General features: G+C 71.0%; 13 protein-coding genes. 7 read left to right on the top strand and 6 right to left on the bottom strand.

Annotated features, from left to right (window positions below):
* Positions 1 to 2: 2 nt before the first annotated feature.
* The 3 genes from BU204_RS02070 to BU204_RS02080 form a co-directional block, all read right to left on the bottom strand.
* Complete coding sequence (locus BU204_RS02070; protein ID WP_075123927.1) at positions 3 to 953, bottom strand: ABC transporter permease; 951 nt, start codon at positions 951 to 953, stop codon at positions 3 to 5.
* A gap of 66 nt (positions 954 to 1,019) precedes the next feature.
* Positions 1,020 to 2,615, bottom strand: coding sequence for an ABC transporter substrate-binding protein (locus BU204_RS02075; RefSeq protein WP_075123776.1), 1,596 nt, complete (start codon positions 2,613 to 2,615; stop codon positions 1,020 to 1,022).
* Positions 2,616 to 2,658: 43 nt separating this feature from the next.
* Positions 2,659 to 4,047 carry a serine hydrolase domain-containing protein gene (locus BU204_RS02080; RefSeq protein ID WP_075123777.1) on the bottom strand — a complete coding sequence of 463 codons (1,389 nt, stop codon included), beginning with the start codon at positions 4,045 to 4,047 and terminating at the stop codon, positions 2,659 to 2,661.
* A gap of 173 nt (positions 4,048 to 4,220) precedes the next feature.
* On the opposite strand from BU204_RS02080, the gene BU204_RS02085 reads away from it, so the two are divergent.
* Complete coding sequence (locus BU204_RS02085) at positions 4,221 to 4,784, top strand: Rho termination factor N-terminal domain-containing protein (RefSeq protein ID WP_075123778.1); 564 nt, start codon at positions 4,221 to 4,223, stop codon at positions 4,782 to 4,784.
* Positions 4,785 to 5,239: 455 nt separating this feature from the next.
* Here BU204_RS02085 and BU204_RS02095 read toward each other — a convergent pair whose 3' ends face one another.
* Positions 5,240 to 6,109, bottom strand: coding sequence for a hypothetical protein (locus tag BU204_RS02095; protein ID WP_075123779.1), 870 nt, complete (start codon positions 6,107 to 6,109; stop codon positions 5,240 to 5,242).
* Positions 6,110 to 6,175: 66 nt separating this feature from the next.
* Positions 6,176 to 7,606 carry a helix-turn-helix domain-containing protein gene (locus BU204_RS02100; protein ID WP_075123780.1) on the bottom strand — a complete coding sequence of 477 codons (1,431 nt, stop codon included), beginning with the start codon at positions 7,604 to 7,606 and terminating at the stop codon, positions 6,176 to 6,178.
* Positions 7,607 to 7,841: 235 nt separating this feature from the next.
* Here BU204_RS02100 and BU204_RS02105 point away from each other — a divergent pair, with 235 nt between their 5' ends.
* From BU204_RS02105 to BU204_RS02120, 5 genes are all read left to right on the top strand, one after another.
* On the top strand, positions 7,842 to 8,867 hold the full coding sequence (locus tag BU204_RS02105) for a DUF4331 family protein (protein WP_075123781.1): 1,026 nt from the start codon (positions 7,842 to 7,844) through the stop codon (positions 8,865 to 8,867).
* 87 nt (positions 8,868 to 8,954) lie between these two features.
* Positions 8,955 to 9,083 carry a hypothetical protein gene (locus BU204_RS41825; RefSeq protein WP_269844626.1) on the top strand — a complete coding sequence of 43 codons (129 nt, stop codon included), beginning with the start codon at positions 8,955 to 8,957 and terminating at the stop codon, positions 9,081 to 9,083.
* A gap of 391 nt (positions 9,084 to 9,474) precedes the next feature.
* Positions 9,475 to 10,095, top strand: a complete 621-nt coding sequence (locus BU204_RS02110) for a DUF4360 domain-containing protein (protein ID WP_075123782.1) — start codon at positions 9,475 to 9,477, stop codon at positions 10,093 to 10,095.
* A gap of 115 nt (positions 10,096 to 10,210) precedes the next feature.
* Positions 10,211 to 10,855 (top strand): DUF4360 domain-containing protein, encoded by a 645-nt coding sequence (locus BU204_RS02115; protein WP_083660928.1) that lies wholly within the window; start codon positions 10,211 to 10,213, stop codon positions 10,853 to 10,855.
* Positions 10,856 to 10,960: 105 nt separating this feature from the next.
* On the top strand, positions 10,961 to 12,190 hold the full coding sequence (locus BU204_RS02120) for an MFS transporter (RefSeq protein ID WP_075123783.1): 1,230 nt from the start codon (positions 10,961 to 10,963) through the stop codon (positions 12,188 to 12,190).
* A 14-nt stretch (positions 12,191 to 12,204) separates the two neighbouring features.
* On the opposite strand, the gene BU204_RS02125 is transcribed toward BU204_RS02120, so the two are convergent.
* On the bottom strand, positions 12,205 to 13,146 hold the full coding sequence (locus BU204_RS02125; RefSeq protein WP_075123784.1) for a hypothetical protein: 942 nt from the start codon (positions 13,144 to 13,146) through the stop codon (positions 12,205 to 12,207).
* A gap of 244 nt (positions 13,147 to 13,390) precedes the next feature.
* Here BU204_RS02125 and BU204_RS02130 point away from each other — a divergent pair, with 244 nt between their 5' ends.
* Complete coding sequence (locus tag BU204_RS02130) at positions 13,391 to 16,399, top strand: family 16 glycoside hydrolase (RefSeq protein WP_075123785.1); 3,009 nt, start codon at positions 13,391 to 13,393, stop codon at positions 16,397 to 16,399.
* Positions 16,400 to 16,476: the final 77 nt, after the last annotated feature.

Genomic DNA, 16,476 nt, shown 5'->3' on the forward strand with positions numbered 1-16,476 from the left:
CCTCAGCCCTCCCGAATCAGCGAGCGTGGGTCCAGCCGGGCCAGGGCGAGGTCGACGAGGGTGTTGACGACCAGGACGCCGACCCCGTAGACGAGGACGATCGCCTGCACCACCGGGTAGTCCTTGGTGAGGATCGACTGGACGACCGTGCTACCCAGCCCCGGCCAGGCGAAGACGTTCTCCACCAGCACCGTGCCGGCGACCATCGCGCTCAGCAGGAGCCCGCCGAGGGTGAGCGCCGCGGTGACGGCGTTGGGCAGCGCGTGGCGAAGGTAGATGGTCCGGGCGGGCAGGCGTTTCGCCCTGGCCGTGCGGACGAAGTCCGCCTCGAGCACGGTGACCAGCTCGACGCGGACGATCCGGGCGAGGATCGCGGCGGGCCCGATCGCCAACGAGACCACCGGGAGCAGGTACGCCGCCGCGGTCTCGTTGCCGGCGACCGGGAGCCACCCGAGCCGGACCCCGAACACGTAGACCAGCATGACGCCGATCAAGAAGTCCGGGATCGTCGCGACGACGATGCTGGTGGTGGTGAACGCGAGCTCGGTGCGCCGGCCGTGGCCCCGCCGGGTCAGCACGCCCATCGCCACACCCAGCGGGATCGCCACGACCACCGCCGCCAGGAACGCGAGCACCGCCAGGACCAGCGTGGCGGGCAACCGCTGCGCGACGATCTCGGCGACCGGCAGCCGCGAGGAGATCGAGGTGCCGAGGTCGCCGGTGACCAGGCCCCTCAGGTAGTCGAGGTACTGGGTGATGATCGGGTCGTTGAGTCCCAGGGCCTGCCGCCGTGCCTCGACCAGCTCCGCCGGCGCGGTGGGGCCGAGCGCCCCGCGCACCGGGTCCCCGGGGATCAGGTGGATCATCGCGAACGACGCGGTCACCAGTACCCACAGGGAGACCACCAACCGGCCGAGGCGGCGGGCGCCGAACCGGACCCACGGGCGGGCCAGGAGCCCGACCCGGGCCTGGTCCGCCGGTGGGGGTGCGGCGGTCGGGCTCACGGTCACGGTCACGTCCTACCTCGCCAGCATCCGGATGCTCGTCGGGATCAGCTGGCCCGGCGTCTCGAACTTCGCGCCCTTGCCGAACGTGGGCACGATGTTGTTGGCGAACGGAACGATGTCGCCCTTGGCGATCAGCCCGGACTCCGCGGCGAGCCAGTCCTCGCACCCCTCGACGCCGTTGGTCGCCATCGCGGCCTGCACCGCCGCGTCGTACTCCGGGTCGGAGATCGCGGAGAAGTTGGTGCCGTCGGGTGCCGCGGGCCCGGACAGGAACGGGACGAGCTGGTCGGGGCTGCTGACGTTGAGCGAGACCCAGGCGACGTCCCAGTCGCCCGCACCGAAGATGGTGCCGGTCAGCGTCGTCTCGTTCTGGCTGCGCGCGGTGGCCTGGACGCCGATCTCCTTCCACTGCTGGACGGCGAGCTCGGCGGCGGCGTCGCCGCCACTGGCGTTGTCGTTCTGGTAGAGGAAGGTCAGCGCGAGCGGCTTGCCGTCCTTGGTCCGCGTGCCGTCGCCGCCGGCCCTCCAGCCCGCCTCGTCGAGCAGTGCCTTGGCGGCCTCGACGTCGTGGGCCGGCAGCGAGTCGGAGACCGAGTCACCCGGGCAGGCGATCGGCTCGTTGGTGGCGAGCGTGGTGGCGCCGGTGCCGCGGCCCGAGGTGAGCACCTTCTGCAGCTCGGCGAGGTCGAGCGCCTGGGTGAGCGCCAGCCGGACCTTCGGGTCGCTGGTGACCCGGCCCTGGGCGTGGTTGTACCACTGCTCCCCGACGATCGCCGGGGTCTCGGCGGCGAACAGGCCGGACTTCTCGAGCCGCTGCGCGTCCGGGCCGACGATCTGAGCGGCGTTCAGGCCGCCGGAGATCAGCAGGTTGGCCGCGGTCGTCTCCTGCTCGACGACCTTGATGACGACGGTGTCGGGGAGGCCCTTGATGTCGGTCGACGCGCCGTCGGGTCCCCAGGTGTAGCCGTCGCGGATCGTGTACGTGTAGTGGTCGCCGGGCGCGGCCTCGGTGAGCTCGTAGGGGCCGGTGCCCGCGGTGGCCTTGGCGAGCGTGGACCGGTCGGCCATCCCGCTCGGACAGACGATCGGGAGGTTCCCCAGCCCGTTGAGGACGAACGGCGCCGGCTGCGCCAGCGTGATCGTCACGGTGCGCTTGGCGTCGTCGCCCTTCGCCGACGCGCCGGGCGGGAGGAACGTCCCCAGGAACGGGCTCTTGTTCGCCGGATCGGCGACGAAGTTGAGGTTGTCGGCGACGTCGGTCGCGGTCAGCTCGGCGCCGTCCGCGCAGGTGATGCCCTCGGCCAGGGTCAGCGAGACCGTGGTGTCCGCGACGTTCCACTCGGTGGCGAGCGCCGAGCGGATCTCGCCGGTCTTGCCGTCGACGGAGACCAGCGGGTCGTAGGCGAACTGGGTGACGGTGAACAGCGAGCTGCCCGCCCCCATCTGCGGGTCCAGGTTGCCCGGGTCCGAGGACATCCCGAGGGTGAACGTGCCGCCGTCGACGACGTCGGCGTTGCCGCTGTTCGAGGTGGCCGCGCCGCCGCAGCCGGTGAGCGCGGCGGCCAGGCAGAGGCAGAGGCCGATGGTGCCCGCTGAGGAGAGCTTCATGGCGGATCCGTTCCCGTGCGTGCTGGTGGGGGGTGGGGGAGCGTCAGGCGCCGGCGCGCCGCACAGCGCGGCCGACGTGCAGGTACAGGGCGTGGCCGGTGCCGTCGTCACCGACGAACGCGTGCGGCAGGTGCATGCCGCGGTCGGGCTTGACGGGGATGAGCATGTCGTCCCGGTAGTGGACGAGCTCGGACCGCTCGACCTGGCCGCCCATGTCCGCGAAGACCCCCTTGGGGGTCTGCTCGAGCCAGATCCGGCCCTCGCCGTCCTGGCTGACGGTCAGGTCGAACACCTCGGCGGAGTAGGTGCCGAGGAACCGCCCGGCGTCGATCCGCTCGGGCCGCGGTGGCGGCACGGGCAGCGGCGGCAGCCCCACGTCGGTGAGCTCGCGCAGGACGTGCCCGACGACGTCGCGGTAGAGCGCCATGGCGTCACCGCCGTTGGTCACCAGCGCGACCGCGAGCCCGGTCTCGGGCTCCATCCGCAGGAACGCGCCCTGCCCGATGGTCGTGCCGTCGTGGCCGACGAGCGTGCCGGTGGGCAGGTCGAACCGCTCGAAGCCCAGCCCCCAGGACGTGCCCATGAGCCCGAGCTCCGGCAGGTCCACCTCCTTGGCCAGCATCCGGCCGGCGGTCCCGGGCGCCAGAACCCGGGTGCCGTCCGCCGCCAGACCGTCCTCGAGGTGCATCCGCGCGAAGGTCACGAGGTCGCGGGGGCGCATGGCGAGCATCGAGCCGGCCGGGGCGTTCGACCGGGCGAGCGCCCACATCGGGGCCGGTACGTAGCCCGCGCCCGGCTCCGGCTCGACGTGGCCGACGGCGGCGCGGAACATGATCGCCTCGTACACGCTGGGCGCGGCGTGGGTGAGCCCCAGCGGCCGGATCAGGTGGGTGCGCAGGCAGTCGTCGTAGGTCTGCTCGCGGAGCACCTCGACGAGCCGGCCGAGCACGCAGTACCCGGCGTTGTTGTAGGAGAACCGCTCGCCGGGCGGGAACAGCTGCGGGACCGCGTCCAGCGTCGCGACGAACTTCTCGAGGCAGTCGTCGCCGACGCCGGTGTCGGTGAAGATGTCGCCCTCGAAGCCGGCGGTGTGGTTGAGCAGCTGCCGCACGGTGATGACCGCGGTCGCGTCCTCGTCCGCGACGCGGAACTCGGGTAAGTAGGTCCGGACTGGTTCGTCCAGCTCGACCAGTCCCTCGTCGACCAGCTGCATGACCAGCGTGCTGGTCCAGAGCTTGGTCACCGACCCGATCTGGAACACCGAGTCCGGGGTCGCCGCCACGCCGGTGGCCGTGCTGAGCAGCCCGGTGGCCCCCTCGACCACCTGGTCACCCCGCGCGATCGCGTACGCCGCGCCCGGAACGCCGTGCTCCCGCAGGAGCTGCGGAAACCGCTCCTGGAGCCAGCCGTGGACATCGAGGACGGTGCTCATGCGCGACTACGCTAGAAACGAAGCGGGCAGAAGTATTCGTCCAACCCGACAAGGCGACGCCTGGAAGTTGGTCCAACCCGCCATACCGGCCGCCGCCCGCGCCTTCCGGATCGTCATGCGGGTGCCGTCGAAAGCCAGGGATAACGTTCGCAAGTGCTGGGTACGCGTTGTGCATGGCTGAACAACCCGGAAACCAGACCCCGAACACCCCCGACGTCAGCGAGACCGAGCTGCGCGGCCTGAAGGTCGACGAGCTGCGGGACAAGGCCAGGGAGCTGGACGTGTCCGGCGCCTCCGACATGCACAAGGAGGAGTTAGTCCACGCCGTTGCCAACGCCGCCCAGCAGGCCGCCGACCGGCAGGGCGGTGGCGCACGCACCGGCCCCGCCACGTCGTCCTCGGTGAAGTACTCCCAGGAGGTCACCTCCACCGCCGAGGACCCCGAGCGCCCCGGCCGCAGCCTGGTCACCACCAGCCACGAGGTGATCCGGCAGTGGGCCGAGCGGCGGGAGGCCGTGCCGGCCACGGTCGAGGGCACCGAGCACGGCGACCACCTGGGCGTGCTGCGGTTCGACTTCCCCGGCTACGGCGGCGACACGCTGCGCCACGTCGACTGGGACGAGTGGTTCGCCACGTTCGACAAGCGCCGGCTGAACTTCATCTACCAGGAGGAGCGCAGCGACGGGTCGCCCAGCAACTTCTTCCGGCTGGAGAACCCGGACCGCGAGGACGGCTGAGGACGGTCCACCGGGTCGACGACGTGGCTGGGGATCACGAGGAGGGACGCGGACGTCCGGACCATCAGCTCGGCCGTGAGGTCGGTTTCCACGCCGGGAGAGACGGTGCCAGCGTGCTGCTCCCGGCGGAGCTGGCCCGCCACGAACCGTCGCACGGTGGCCGGGGTCCGGCCCCGTCGGTGACCATGGAGGCGACCAGCAGGTCGGGTTCGACCTCGAGCAGCCCGCCGATCAGCGGGTTGTTCCGGATGGCTCGCAGGGAGCTGACGACGCCGAGTACCACCGGTCGGCGACGGTCTCGGCCCGTTCGATGTCGACCAACCGTCCGTCCTGACCGGACGCGCTGTTCGAGCTGGGCCTGCGTTCGATCATCGAGGGCGTTACGGCACTGGCCCGCCTCCGACGTCGGCGGGTGTGGCTAGGCGTGGGGGAGCAGGTCCAGCAGCACCGCGCGCTCACCACGCCACCGCCTGGCGGCTCAGCGCGGACACCACGCGCTCGCGTGCCTCGTCGCTGTCCCGCACCTCGCGAGACACCTCGACGTGGGCGAAGTCGCCACCACGGGCCGCGGAGAAGCGGGCTTGGACGTTGGTGGTACCCGCCAGAGCGCGGTGGCAGCCCGGTCGCCAGGCCCGGCACACCGACAGGCCCGCCGACTCGAGCCGCGCGGCCAGCCGGTCCACGTACGGGCTGCGCAGCTCGGGGCCCGCCGAGACGACCACCCCGCAGCCCGGGGCGGTCTCGTTCCGGAAGCCGTGCAGCTGGATGACCGGTAGGCCATGCCGCACCAGCAGCTCGTGCACTGCCTGGAACGCGCTGTCCGGCGCGTGCGCCACGTCGGCCCACCGCTCCGGTGCCGCCCGCCGGTGCGCGCCGGCCACCACGAGAACCGAACCCGGCACCCGCCGGAACAGCTCCGCCCCAAGCGCCTCGCTCCCCAGGTCCGCGCCCGGGTGCGGGACTTCGAGTCCTACCTGGACGGTCGAGCCCAGGTCGACGACGACCCGACCCCACCCGCGTGACCGCTCGGTGGCATCGGACAGCTCGTCGAAGGGGCGTCCGGTGCCGGAGTCGACCCGACGGCGGAGCACGTAGCCGATGCCGGCGAGCGTGGTCTCGGCGTGGTTCCGGTGTCCACCAAGGACATGGCGAAGGCCGTCGCGGATCGTCGCGCGCTCGGCCCGGGACGGTCGCGTGTAGCCCGACGTCGTCGGCATGTCCGCCGCGAACCGGCGGAGGTCGGCGCGCAGATCGGTCCGGTCGCGGGTGTCGTCCGGGGGCGGCGCCAGCACGGCGGCGACCGCCAGCGGGATCACGACACCCACCGCGACTCTTCTGCTCGTGCGGGACCACGTCACGGCCCGACCACCCCCACGACGTCGGTTGCTGGCTCAGACCGTGCCGTGGGCGGCGCGGATGCGGAAGGCGAGCTGGAGGTCGTAGCGGGCCGACGGTCCGGCGAGCAGCGCGCGACCGAGGAGTTCCTCGGCGCGGGCGAGACGTTTGCGCAGCCCGTGTGCCGAGATCCCCAACGCGTTGGCGACCGGGACGGTCTGCGTGTCGTGCTCGAGCCAGGTGGCGACGGTGGTCAGCAGCGTCCGCCGCTCGTCGGCCAGCAGCGGAGACAGCTGGATGTCGGCCCACCGCCGGACCTCGGGCACGGCGAGCAGGGCGTCCAGCCCGAGCGTCTCGCCCGGCTCCTGGCCGGGCCGCTCGCTGAGCATCCGCAACGCCAGGTGGAGCTCGGCCTGGACCGGGAGACGGGTCAGGTCGCACCCCAGCTCGGTGCCGATCCGCCGAAGACGCGACGACAGCGTGTTGCGGTGGATCTTCAGCTGGCCCGCCGACTGGTTGCCGAAGTCGAGCCAGGACATCAGCGTCGCCATCAGCTCGTAGGCGTCCGGGTCCTGGGCGCGGGCCGGCCGGTAGGCCAGCAGCGGTGCCAACGTACGGGCCGCCCACACCCGGCCGCCGTCGCCGAGCAGCTCGTCCAGGTGCCCGCGCGCGGAGAACCGCGCGTACCGCTCCGGCCGGTGCCGTGCCACCGCCAACGCGTGGAACGCCTGGCTGTAGCCGATGGGGATGTCCCGCAGCGCGATCGGCAGACCGACGCCGACCCGGTTGTCCGGGAACGTCTCGGTCAGCTCCCGGGCCACGTCGTTCGGGGGAGGGGGCACAGCGTCGGGATCGTCGGCGGGGGCGATCACGATGACGTGCCGGCTGTACACCGGGCAGGGCACCACCCAGGCGGCACCGGCGAACGCGTCGCGGCACCGCTGGGTCACCTCCTCGCGCGACTTCCAGTCGCCCTCGACGATGTAGACCCGCGCGAGGTCGGGCAGCTCCGGGCGGAGGACCGCCGCGATCCGCCGGGCACCGGACAGGTGCCCCACCATCAGCAGGTGCAGCACAGCCTCCCGGGTCCTGCCGTCGGTGGCGCGGAAGCACTCGGCCCGCCGCTCGGCGGACGCGGCGCGCCAGCACAGCGACAGCGGGCCCGCCGCGTCGGCGAGCAGGTCCCGCCCCTCGGCGGTGAGCGGCTCCCGTCGGGCGACGACGAGGACCGGCCGGTTCGGGGCGGGGCCGACCGGGAGCACCGCGAGATGCCGGCCCATGACGTGTACCGCGACCGTGTCGAGCTCGCCCCCGCCCACCCGGGCGATGTCGTCGACGACCGCCGCCAGCAGCCGTTCGGCGTCCGCCGGTACCGCGGTGACGTGCTCCTCGGGTGGCGCGACGAGGGCGACCTCCGCGGCCAGTCGCCGGGCGAGGAACGTGAGTAGCCGCCGCACGGCGTCGGGGCCGGCCGCTTCGCGGAGCATCGCGCGAAGGTCGCCTGTGTCGGTGTTCCGCCTCGCACCCGTCCGCACCGGCCGGACCGCTCCCCGTACGTCGCGTCTCCCACCCGAGCGGGCTGGCACAGCAATACGTGACCTCGCGGCGGATCCGCTGTGCACGCGGCCACTTGGGCGGCTGGCGCCAACAGCCTAGCGTCCGGTGTTCCGGGCGTGGTAGGGCGCCCGCTCGGCGGGACCGACCAGCTGGAGGTACGGAACGGTGTCCCACCATCTCGGCTCGCCGGCGGCACGGCGGGACCTGCGGCTGGACATCAGCGACGTCTACGTCTTCCCCGGTGCGGCCGGGACGGTGTTCGTGATGAACGTGAACCCGCTGTCGGGGAGGGGTGGGTTCCACCCGAGAGCGCTCTATGAGTTCAAAGTGGACACCGATGGTGACGCCCGCGAGGACCTGACGTTCCGGGTGACGTTCGGGGCGGCCTACCCGAACGGCGCACAGCGGGTCGAGCTGCGACAGCTGAGTGGACCCGCCGCCAGAAACCGCGACGCCGAGGGCCGGATCGTCGCACAGGGCATGACCGGTGCCGAGTGCTCCGGTACGGGCGGCATCCGGTTGTGGTCCGGGCCCGCGGCCGACCCGTTCATCGTCAACGGGGTCGTGCTCGGGGCGGTGTGCACGGCCCTCGCCAGTGGGACACCGGTCGACCTGTCCGGTTTCGACCCGACCGGGGCCAGCAACGCCTTCGGTGGCACGAACGTGAGCGCGATCGTGCTGGAGGTGCCGGACGGGGTGCTCGGCGCGAAGGGGATCGGGTTCTGGGGCGTCACGGCGCTGGCCACCGACGCCGGTGGCTGGCGACAGGTCAGCCGGTGCGCACAGCCGCTGGTCAACACGCTCCTGCACCCGGTCGGCCCGGAGCTGCCCGACGACTACGACGCCTCCGAGCCGCACGAGGACCTACAGCGGTACGGGCGGCGGCTGACCGAGCTGGTCACCCGGGTCGTCGCCGCGACGCGGACGGCGAGCGACCCGGTCGCCCACGCACGGCGGGTCCGCGACGCGTTGCTCCCCGACATCCTGCCCTACCGACTCGGCACGGCGGCCGCCTTCGGGTTCACCCAGCGCAACGGGCGGGGCCTCGGCGAGCGATCGCCGGAGGTGATCTGCTCGCTCGTGCTCAACACGGCCATCACGCACGGTCTGGGCAGCGATGCCGCGGCCGGGGCGCCGCGTGCCGAGTTCCCCTACCTCCCGCTGCCGGTGCCCGGCGGCTCGTCCTCCTGACACCCCCGGGCGGCGGCAGCCCCGCCGGACACCGTCCACGAGGTGTCCGACACCGGCGGTTGGCGGGCGTTGTCGTACACACCGCCCATGACCCGCGGAACGCCCACCACACTGGACCCCGCCCCCGCGGTCGCCCGGCGGGCGGGTTCGAAGGCCCCGTTCCGGCGCCTGCTGAACGCGTTCACCTGCGCTTATGCCCCCGGCGGTGGCTGGTGAGAGGATCATCGGCATGGTCGGCCCCGGCTGCTGCCGGCACAGTATCCGCAGGTCAGGGGGTAAGACCATTTGGGAGCGCGACCAAATTAGTTCGTTGTGCACTGTGTGGGCACGCCGGCTCGCGCGCGGACAATCCTCTTCGGTCCCGACAAATCATTAGCATGATCTGAACAAGATAAGTTGGAACCGCGTCGAGAATCAGCGGGTTCCCACATTGGGTTTGGTGATGGAGTATCCCGTCCATCTCTTGTTCTAAACGTGGTCAAGTCCTACGCTAAAGAGCGGGCAGCGTCTGTCCTTTACCTCTGACCGAGGTGAGGTCGCTGCTTTCAGTTACGCCACGAGCGTTCATATTATTGTTGCCTACATTAGCATTTTCGGAAGGTGCTTCATGCTGTCCATGATTGCCGCCGCAGGCATCGCTCTGTCTGTTGTCAGCTCTCCAGAGGTCGCGGCGGACGAACCGCCCGACGACCGCGTCGTCGTCGACGTGGTCACCGTGAACGGGTCGGGTTGTCCGTCCGGAACGGCCGCGGTCGCCACCGCGACCGACAACACCGCGTTCACCGTCACCTACAGCGACTACATCGCCCAGGTCGGGGCGGGTGCCCCGCCCACCGACCTGCGCAAGAACTGCCAGCTCGCGCTGCGGGTGCACATCCCGCAGGGGTTCACCTACGCGATCGGGCAGGCCGACTACCGCGGGTTCGCCCACCTGGCGCGTGGTGCCTCGGCCATCCAGCAGGCCAGCTACTACATCCAGGGCACCTCGCCCACCTCGCGGTCCAGCCACGACATCCCCAGCCCGTACAGCGACAACTGGCAGTTCACCGACCGCACCGACATGGCCGAGCTGGTGTTCGCACCCTGTGGCGAGGAGCGCAACCTCAACGTCAACACCGAGCTGCGGGTCAGCCCCGGGAGCTCGGGCGGGGCGAGCAGCTTCGTGACGATGGACTCGACGGACGGCGCCGCCAGCACCAAGTACCACTTCCACTGGAAGCGGTGCTGATCGCCTCCTCGGTACTGAACCGTGTTGCGTAAAAATCTGTCGTAATTTGTTTTCACTGGACAAAGTCGGGGGTCCAAACCTGCCAAAAAAACGTGCCACTCTTCGGAGGTAACGCATGCTTGCCACGCTGACCGCCGCCATCCTGGCGATGGCCACGGTCTCCGCTCCGGCCGATACCGGAAGGGGCCAGTACTTCGACGACCCGCCTGACGACCAGATCGTCATTGACGTTGTGACGGTGAACGGCTCCGGTTGTCCCGCAGGGACCGCCGCGGTCGCCGTCTCCTCGGACAACACGAAATTCACCGTCACCTACAGCGATTACGTCGCCCTCGTCGGGGTGGGCGCCGGGGCTCTGGACTTCCGCAAGAACTGTCAGCTGAACCTGGTCGTCCACGTGCCACAGGGGTTCACCTACGCGATCGCGCAGGCGGACTACCGCGGCTACGCGAACCTCCAACGGGGCGCCAGCTTCACCGAGCGGGCGAGCTACTACTTCCAGGGCATGTCGCAGACGACACCGATCTCACACTCGTACAGCGGCGAGATGGACGACAACTGGCAGGCCACTGACCAGGTCGAGGTCACCCAGCTCGTCTACAAGCCGTGTGGCGAGGAACGCAACTTCAACATCAACACCGAGCTGCGGGTCAACGCCGGCTCGTCGAACACGTCCACGACGACCAGCTTCGTCACAATGGACTCGACGGACGCCGACTTCAAGACCCAGTACCACTTCGCATGGAAGGAATGTCCGTAAGGGAGACGATGACGCCCGGCGGGCCGCAAGCCCGCCGGGCGTCGCTCTCTGTCCCCGTGGTCGGCCAGCGGGGTTGATCGCGCCCGAAACGGGTACAGGCGCACGGTGGGATCGGGTCCTGGCGCCGGCACCGGCGAGCAACACGCGCTGACGTGGGCGCAGCGACGGTTCCTCTTCGTACTCGGCGTTCCGGCGTTCGGTCTGGCCCTCGCCTACACAATGGTCACCACCTATGTTCCGGTTCTGCTCAGCGAGCTCTCCGGGCCGGTGACGACCGGGATCCTGCTCGGTGCCGAGGGCGTGCTCGCCCTCGTCGTGCCGGTGCTGGCCGGTGCCTGGTCGGATCGCTTCCCGAGCCGGCTCCCCGTCGTGCTCACCGGTGCGGTGGTGAGCGTGGCCGCGCTGCTGCTCATCCCCGCCGGGACCGGCTCACTGACCTGGATCGGCCTACTCGTCGGGGCGTTCTTCGTCGGCTACTTCGTCTACTACACCCCCTACTACGCGCTGTACCCCGATCTGGTGCCGGCGCAGGCTCGCGGGCGCTCGCAGGGTTTCCAGGGCGGCCTGCGGTCGGTCGGCATGCTGCTGGCGCTGGCCGGCGGCGGATACCTGCTCAGCTTCTGGCTCCCGCTGCCGTTCGTGGTCGGGGCGGTCGCGCTGGCCGCGGCGACCGTCGCGTTGTTCCCGGCACTGCGCGGGGCGCCGGCGACCCCGCGGCGTCCGCCCGGGTCCGGCCACGGGTTCACCGCGGCGACGCGAATGGTGCGGGGCGATGCCGCCATCCGGAACTGGGCGCTCGCCAACGCCTGCCTCGAGGCGGCGATCGGGGCGCTGCGCACCTTCGTCGTGCTCTACCTGACCATCGGGCTCGATTTCTCGCTCGGTGTGGCGTCCGGCGCACTGGTCCTGGTGGGCGTGAGCGCCGTGCTCGCCGCCCCGCTGGCCGGCAAGCTCGCCGACCGGTTCGGCGCGCGCCGGGTCATGCTGGTCTCGGTGTCGGTGTTCGCGCTCGGTCTCACACCGCCGCTGCTGAGCACCGACACCGTGTTGGTCGCCGCCGTCGTGCCGGTCGCCTTCGCCGCGGTGGTGCTCATGACCCTGCCCTACGCGATTCTGATGAAGCTCATGCCGGAGTCCGAGCACGGCGTCGCGGCCGGGCTGTTCGGGCTCAGCAGAGGAGTGGGCATCATCGTCGGGCCGCTGCTGGCCGGCGTCGCGACCGCCGCGCTGGCCGACGCGCGGGTGCTGACCTTCGCCGTCACGGAGGGCTACTCGGCGATCTTCGCCGTCGCCGTCGTCCTGCTCACCACGAGCATCGTGTTCCTTCGGCGCTGAGCCGCCGGGCGGGCTCAGGTGGCCGGACAGTTGGAGGTCGTCGGAATGGGAACCTGGGGGTCGAAGTACGTGGCCGGGTCCTCGGCCCGCTGCCGGGGGTCGGCCCGGTCCGCGTCGCTGTAGGGCGGGGCCAGCTCGCCCCGGTCGAAGGCGTCGCAGGCCGCGGCGTAGGTGAAGCCGCGCACCGAGTGCGGCCAGACGCCCCTGCTCTCCGGCGTCCAGCGCTCACCCGCCGCCACCCGGAACTCAGCCTCGAAGCGGTCCACGGTGAGAATGTCCTCGCTCCGCACGACGGCGTCGGGGTCCGCCGGTTCGAAGGCGTACACGAACACGTAGTTCGTCCGCACCAGCAGCGTTCCGTCGGCGGCCGGGGTCGCCGACATCTCGCCGCGCACCTTCGGCTGCGCCGACAGCAGGCGGAAGCCGTCCGCGATGCGGGTCACCCTCGTGTACGCCTCCTCGGAGGGCGTCGCGAGCTCCTCACCGACCTGGGGCCGGGCCGCCGGCGCGAGCAGCGCCAGGTAGCGGGCGTGGTCGTGTCCCTCCAGGACGGCGCGGTCCAGCCGGGAGGCGACCAGCACCTGCCGGACGCGCCGGTAGGCGTCGGTCACCGCCGCGGCCGGGTGGGGGCCGACCGGCGCCGCCTCGGGCGGCACGATGCCCGCCGCGCCGTCGCTCCAGTCCGCGGCCGGGGTGCCGGCGAACGGACGCGCGAGGTCCACACCCGCCTGCGCGCGGCCCTGGTCCACGACCAGCGCGCCGACCGCGACGACCGCCGCCAGCACGACGACCGAGACCAGCACGGTTCGATGCCGGCGTGCGAAGGACGGGCCGGACGAGCTGGCCCGTGCCTGCCTGCGTGTGCGCCGTGCCTCGGCCAGCGCCCTCCGCTGGTCCTTCCTGGACAGACGGAGCCGCTGTAGGTCCGGATGGTCGTCGAGACTGTCCTCGTGCATGGACCCCCCTCAGAACGCGGGGGAGCCTAGCGCAGCGGTTGGTACGGTATGGGCCACTGCCAGCGCGTTACACGCAGCGTGCGCGCCCTCGGAAGATCATCACGCTTCGTATCTCTTTCGTTGATCGAAGGCAAAAGAACTGCTAGTGATCAGCAGAAGATGCTTCCACTTTTGCTGGTTCGGAGGGAAGATCCTCCCTGGTGGCCCGACCGAGTACGGCTCGGGTGATCTTCAAGGAGGAAGAATGCGCTTACCTTCGCAGCGCCGTCGCGGAAGAGCGATCGCCGGTCTTCTCTGCGCCGGCGTCCTCGGCTCGACGGTCGTGCTGACGGCACCGTCGGCCGCGGCCCAGCCCCCGGAACTGCCACCCCAGGAGCCCGGCGTCACGCTGCGCACCTTCGACGTGCAGGTGCCGCTGACCGAGATCTGCACCCTCAAGACCGGCCAGACCCCGAACGTCGACAAGCTGATGCCGACGATCGACTGGACGACCGGCGCCGACTTCGGGTTCGAGGCCAACTTCGTCACCCACGCCCTGGGCAACATCTCCATCGCCGAGACCGGCACCTACTCCTTCCGCCTGACCAGCGACGACGGCTCCCGGCTCTACATCGACGACCAGCTCGTCGTCGACCACGACGGGCTCCATGCCGAGGAGCCCAAGGACGGCACGGTCACCCTTACCGCCGGCTACCACTCGCTGCGCGTGGAGTACTTCGAGGCCGGCGGTGAGCAGGTGCTCCGGCTGGGCTGGCGCCCGCCGGGTGCAGCGGACTTCGCCGTCGTGCCGACCTCGGTCCTGTCCACCGACGCGGACGTGGTGCGGGTGACCGCGCCGGGGCGCAAGGAGTGCGAGGGTTCGAACGACAGCCCGGGCGACGGCCTGCCGCTGACGTCGGTGAACCCGAACTACACGCTGACCGACCTGCGGCCGGCCGGCTTCGAGCCGCAGGTGTCGGCAATGGACTGGACCCGGGACGGCAGGCTGGTCATCGCCACGTGGGGCGGCAGCCTCACCGAGACCGGCGAGGTGTACATCCTCGACGGCGTCACCGGGCGCACCGACCCGTCCAAGGTCAGGTACAAGAAGATCGCCAGTGGCCTGCGGGAGCCGATGGGGCTCAAGGTCGTCGACGGGATGATCTACGTCTCGCAGAAGCACGAGCTGACCGAGCTGCGCGATATCAACGGCGACGACGTCATCGACCGGCAGCGCACGGTCGCGACCTGGCCCTCCGGCGGGAACTTCCACGAGTTCGCGTTCGGCCTGCTCTACCGGGACGGCAACTTCTACCTGAACCTGTCCGTCGCGATCAACTACGGCGGTGCGACGACCGACCCGCAGCCCGCGCCCAACCGTGGCACGACCATCGCGGTGAACCGGCGGACCGGGAAGGTCTCCTACATCGCCGGCGGTCTGCGCACCCCGCACGGCATCGGCTGGGGCCCGAAGGGCGAGGTCCTCGTGACCGACAACCAGGGCGGCTGGTTGCCGGCGTCGAAGCTCGTACACGTCAAGCAGAACCGGTTCTTCAACCACTACACCAACCCCGACGGCCCGTTCGACGCGAACCCGGTGACCAAGCCCGTGCTCTGGCTGCCGCAGAACGAGATCGCGAACTCGCCGAGCACGCCGGTGACGCTGCGCTCCGGTCCGTTCGCGGGCCAGCTGCTGATCGGCGACGTCACCTACGGCGGCCTCCAGCGCGCCTACCTGGAGAAGGTCGACGGCGAGTACCAGGGTGCGGTGTTCCGCCACACCCAGGGCCTGGAGTCCGGCCTCACCGAGACGACGATCGGGCCGGACGGCGCGATCTACGTCGCGGGTCTCGGCGCGGAGGGCAACTGGGGCCAGGAGGGGAAGCTGAAGTTCGGTCTGCAGAAGCTGACCCCCAACGGGACCACCACGTTCGACATGCGGTCGATGAACGCGACCAGGGACGGCTTCAAGGTCAGCTACACCAAACCGCTCTCGGCGGAGACAGTCGCGAAGATCGCGGAGGACGCCGGCGAGGCGTACCAGGTCGAGCAGTGGCGCTACGCCGCGACCGAGCAGTACGGCGGTCCGAAGGTGGACGAGGAGGACCTGACGGTCACCTCGGCCCAGGTGTCGCGTGACCGCAGGACGGTGACGCTGAAGGTGGCCGGGCTCAAGCCCGACCACGTCGTGCACCTGCGCTCGCCGCGTCCGTTCGCCGCCGAGGGCGGTGAGGAGCTGCTGAGCACCGAGGCCTGGTACACGCTCAACGCCATCCCCGGACACCACGAGCGCCAGGTGTTCTACGAGGCCGAGGAGGGCTACCGCGAGGGCGGTGCCGGGGTGGGCGGCGACCACCGCGGCTACACCGGCATCGGGTTCGTCGACCGGTTCGGCAACCCCGGCGCGGCCACCACGATGCACGTCACCGTCGACCGCCCCGGCCGCTACGACGTCGGCCTGCGCTACTCGAACGGGCCGAACCCGTTCGCCGGCGACAAGTCGGTGAGCGTGTACGTCAACGGCAGGAAGGTACGGCAGACCGTGCTGCCCACGACGGTCACCTGGGAGGACTGGGCCACCAAGACCGAGTCGCTGTCGCTGCGCCGCGGCCTCAACACGATCCAGTACCGGGTGGACGAGGGCGACACCGGGCACGTCAACCTCGACCTGATCTCGGTGCGCGAGCCGGGCGAGCGGATCGTCCTGTTCGACGGCGAGGACACCGACGAATGGCGGCACACCGACGGCCGGGTGGCCGGGTGGCCGCTGGTCGGCGGCGGGGCGATGCAGGTCCGCAACGGTGACCTGCGTACCAAGGACGCCTTCGGCGACTTCCGGCTGCACGTCGAGTTCAAGGTGCCGCTGCTGCCGCCGGAGGTGACCGGCCAGGACCGCGGAAACAGCGGCGTCTACCTGCAGGAACGCTACGAGGTCCAGATCCTCGACTCCTACGGCGACACGACCCCGGCCGACAACGAGGCAGGCGCGATCTACACGCGCAAGGCGCCGGACGTCAACGCGGCCAGGCCGCCGGAGACCTGGCAGAGCTACGACATCTGGTTCCGCGCCGCCCGCTACGACGCGGCCGGGGCCAAGGTCTCCGACGCCAGGGTGACCGTGGTGTGGAACGGCAAGGTCGTGCACCGGGACTTCGCGATCCCCGGCGTGACCGGCGGCAGCATCCCCGAGGGCCCGTCGACCGGCGCGATCCGGCTGCAGGACCACGGGAACGCCGTGCAGTACCGCAACATCTGGGTCCAGCCGCTGAGCTGAGCGACGGGTGGGGCCTGGCGACCGCCGGGCCCCACCCGCGGACCACCTCAGGTGCGGCAGGTGCCGCATCGTCCTGG

The sequence above is a fragment of the Actinophytocola xanthii genome, assembly GCF_001921205.1.
Taxonomy (GTDB): Bacteria; Actinomycetota; Actinomycetes; order Mycobacteriales; family Pseudonocardiaceae; genus Actinophytocola; species Actinophytocola xanthii.

Excerpts from the sequence above, each read along its gene's own strand:
- BU204_RS02075 (WP_075123776.1), bottom strand. The coding sequence starts at position 2,615 with ATGAAGCTCTCCTCAGCGGGCACCATCGGCCTCTGCCTCTGCCTGGCC.
- BU204_RS02080 (WP_075123777.1), bottom strand. The coding sequence starts at position 4,047 with ATGAGCACCGTCCTCGATGTCCACGGCTGGCTCCAGGAGCGGTTTCCG.
- BU204_RS02085 (WP_075123778.1), top strand. The coding sequence starts at position 4,221 with ATGGCTGAACAACCCGGAAACCAGACCCCGAACACCCCCGACGTCAGC.
- BU204_RS02100 (WP_075123780.1), bottom strand. The coding sequence starts at position 7,606 with ATGCTCCGCGAAGCGGCCGGCCCCGACGCCGTGCGGCGGCTACTCACG.
- BU204_RS41825 (WP_269844626.1), top strand. The coding sequence starts at position 8,955 with ATGACCCGCGGAACGCCCACCACACTGGACCCCGCCCCCGCGGTCGCC.
- BU204_RS02110 (WP_075123782.1), top strand. The coding sequence starts at position 9,475 with ATGCTGTCCATGATTGCCGCCGCAGGCATCGCTCTGTCTGTTGTCAGC.
- BU204_RS02115 (WP_083660928.1), top strand. The coding sequence starts at position 10,211 with ATGCTTGCCACGCTGACCGCCGCCATCCTGGCGATGGCCACGGTCTCC.
- BU204_RS02125 (WP_075123784.1), bottom strand. The coding sequence starts at position 13,146 with ATGCACGAGGACAGTCTCGACGACCATCCGGACCTACAGCGGCTCCGT.
- BU204_RS02130 (WP_075123785.1), top strand. The coding sequence starts at position 13,391 with ATGCGCTTACCTTCGCAGCGCCGTCGCGGAAGAGCGATCGCCGGTCTT.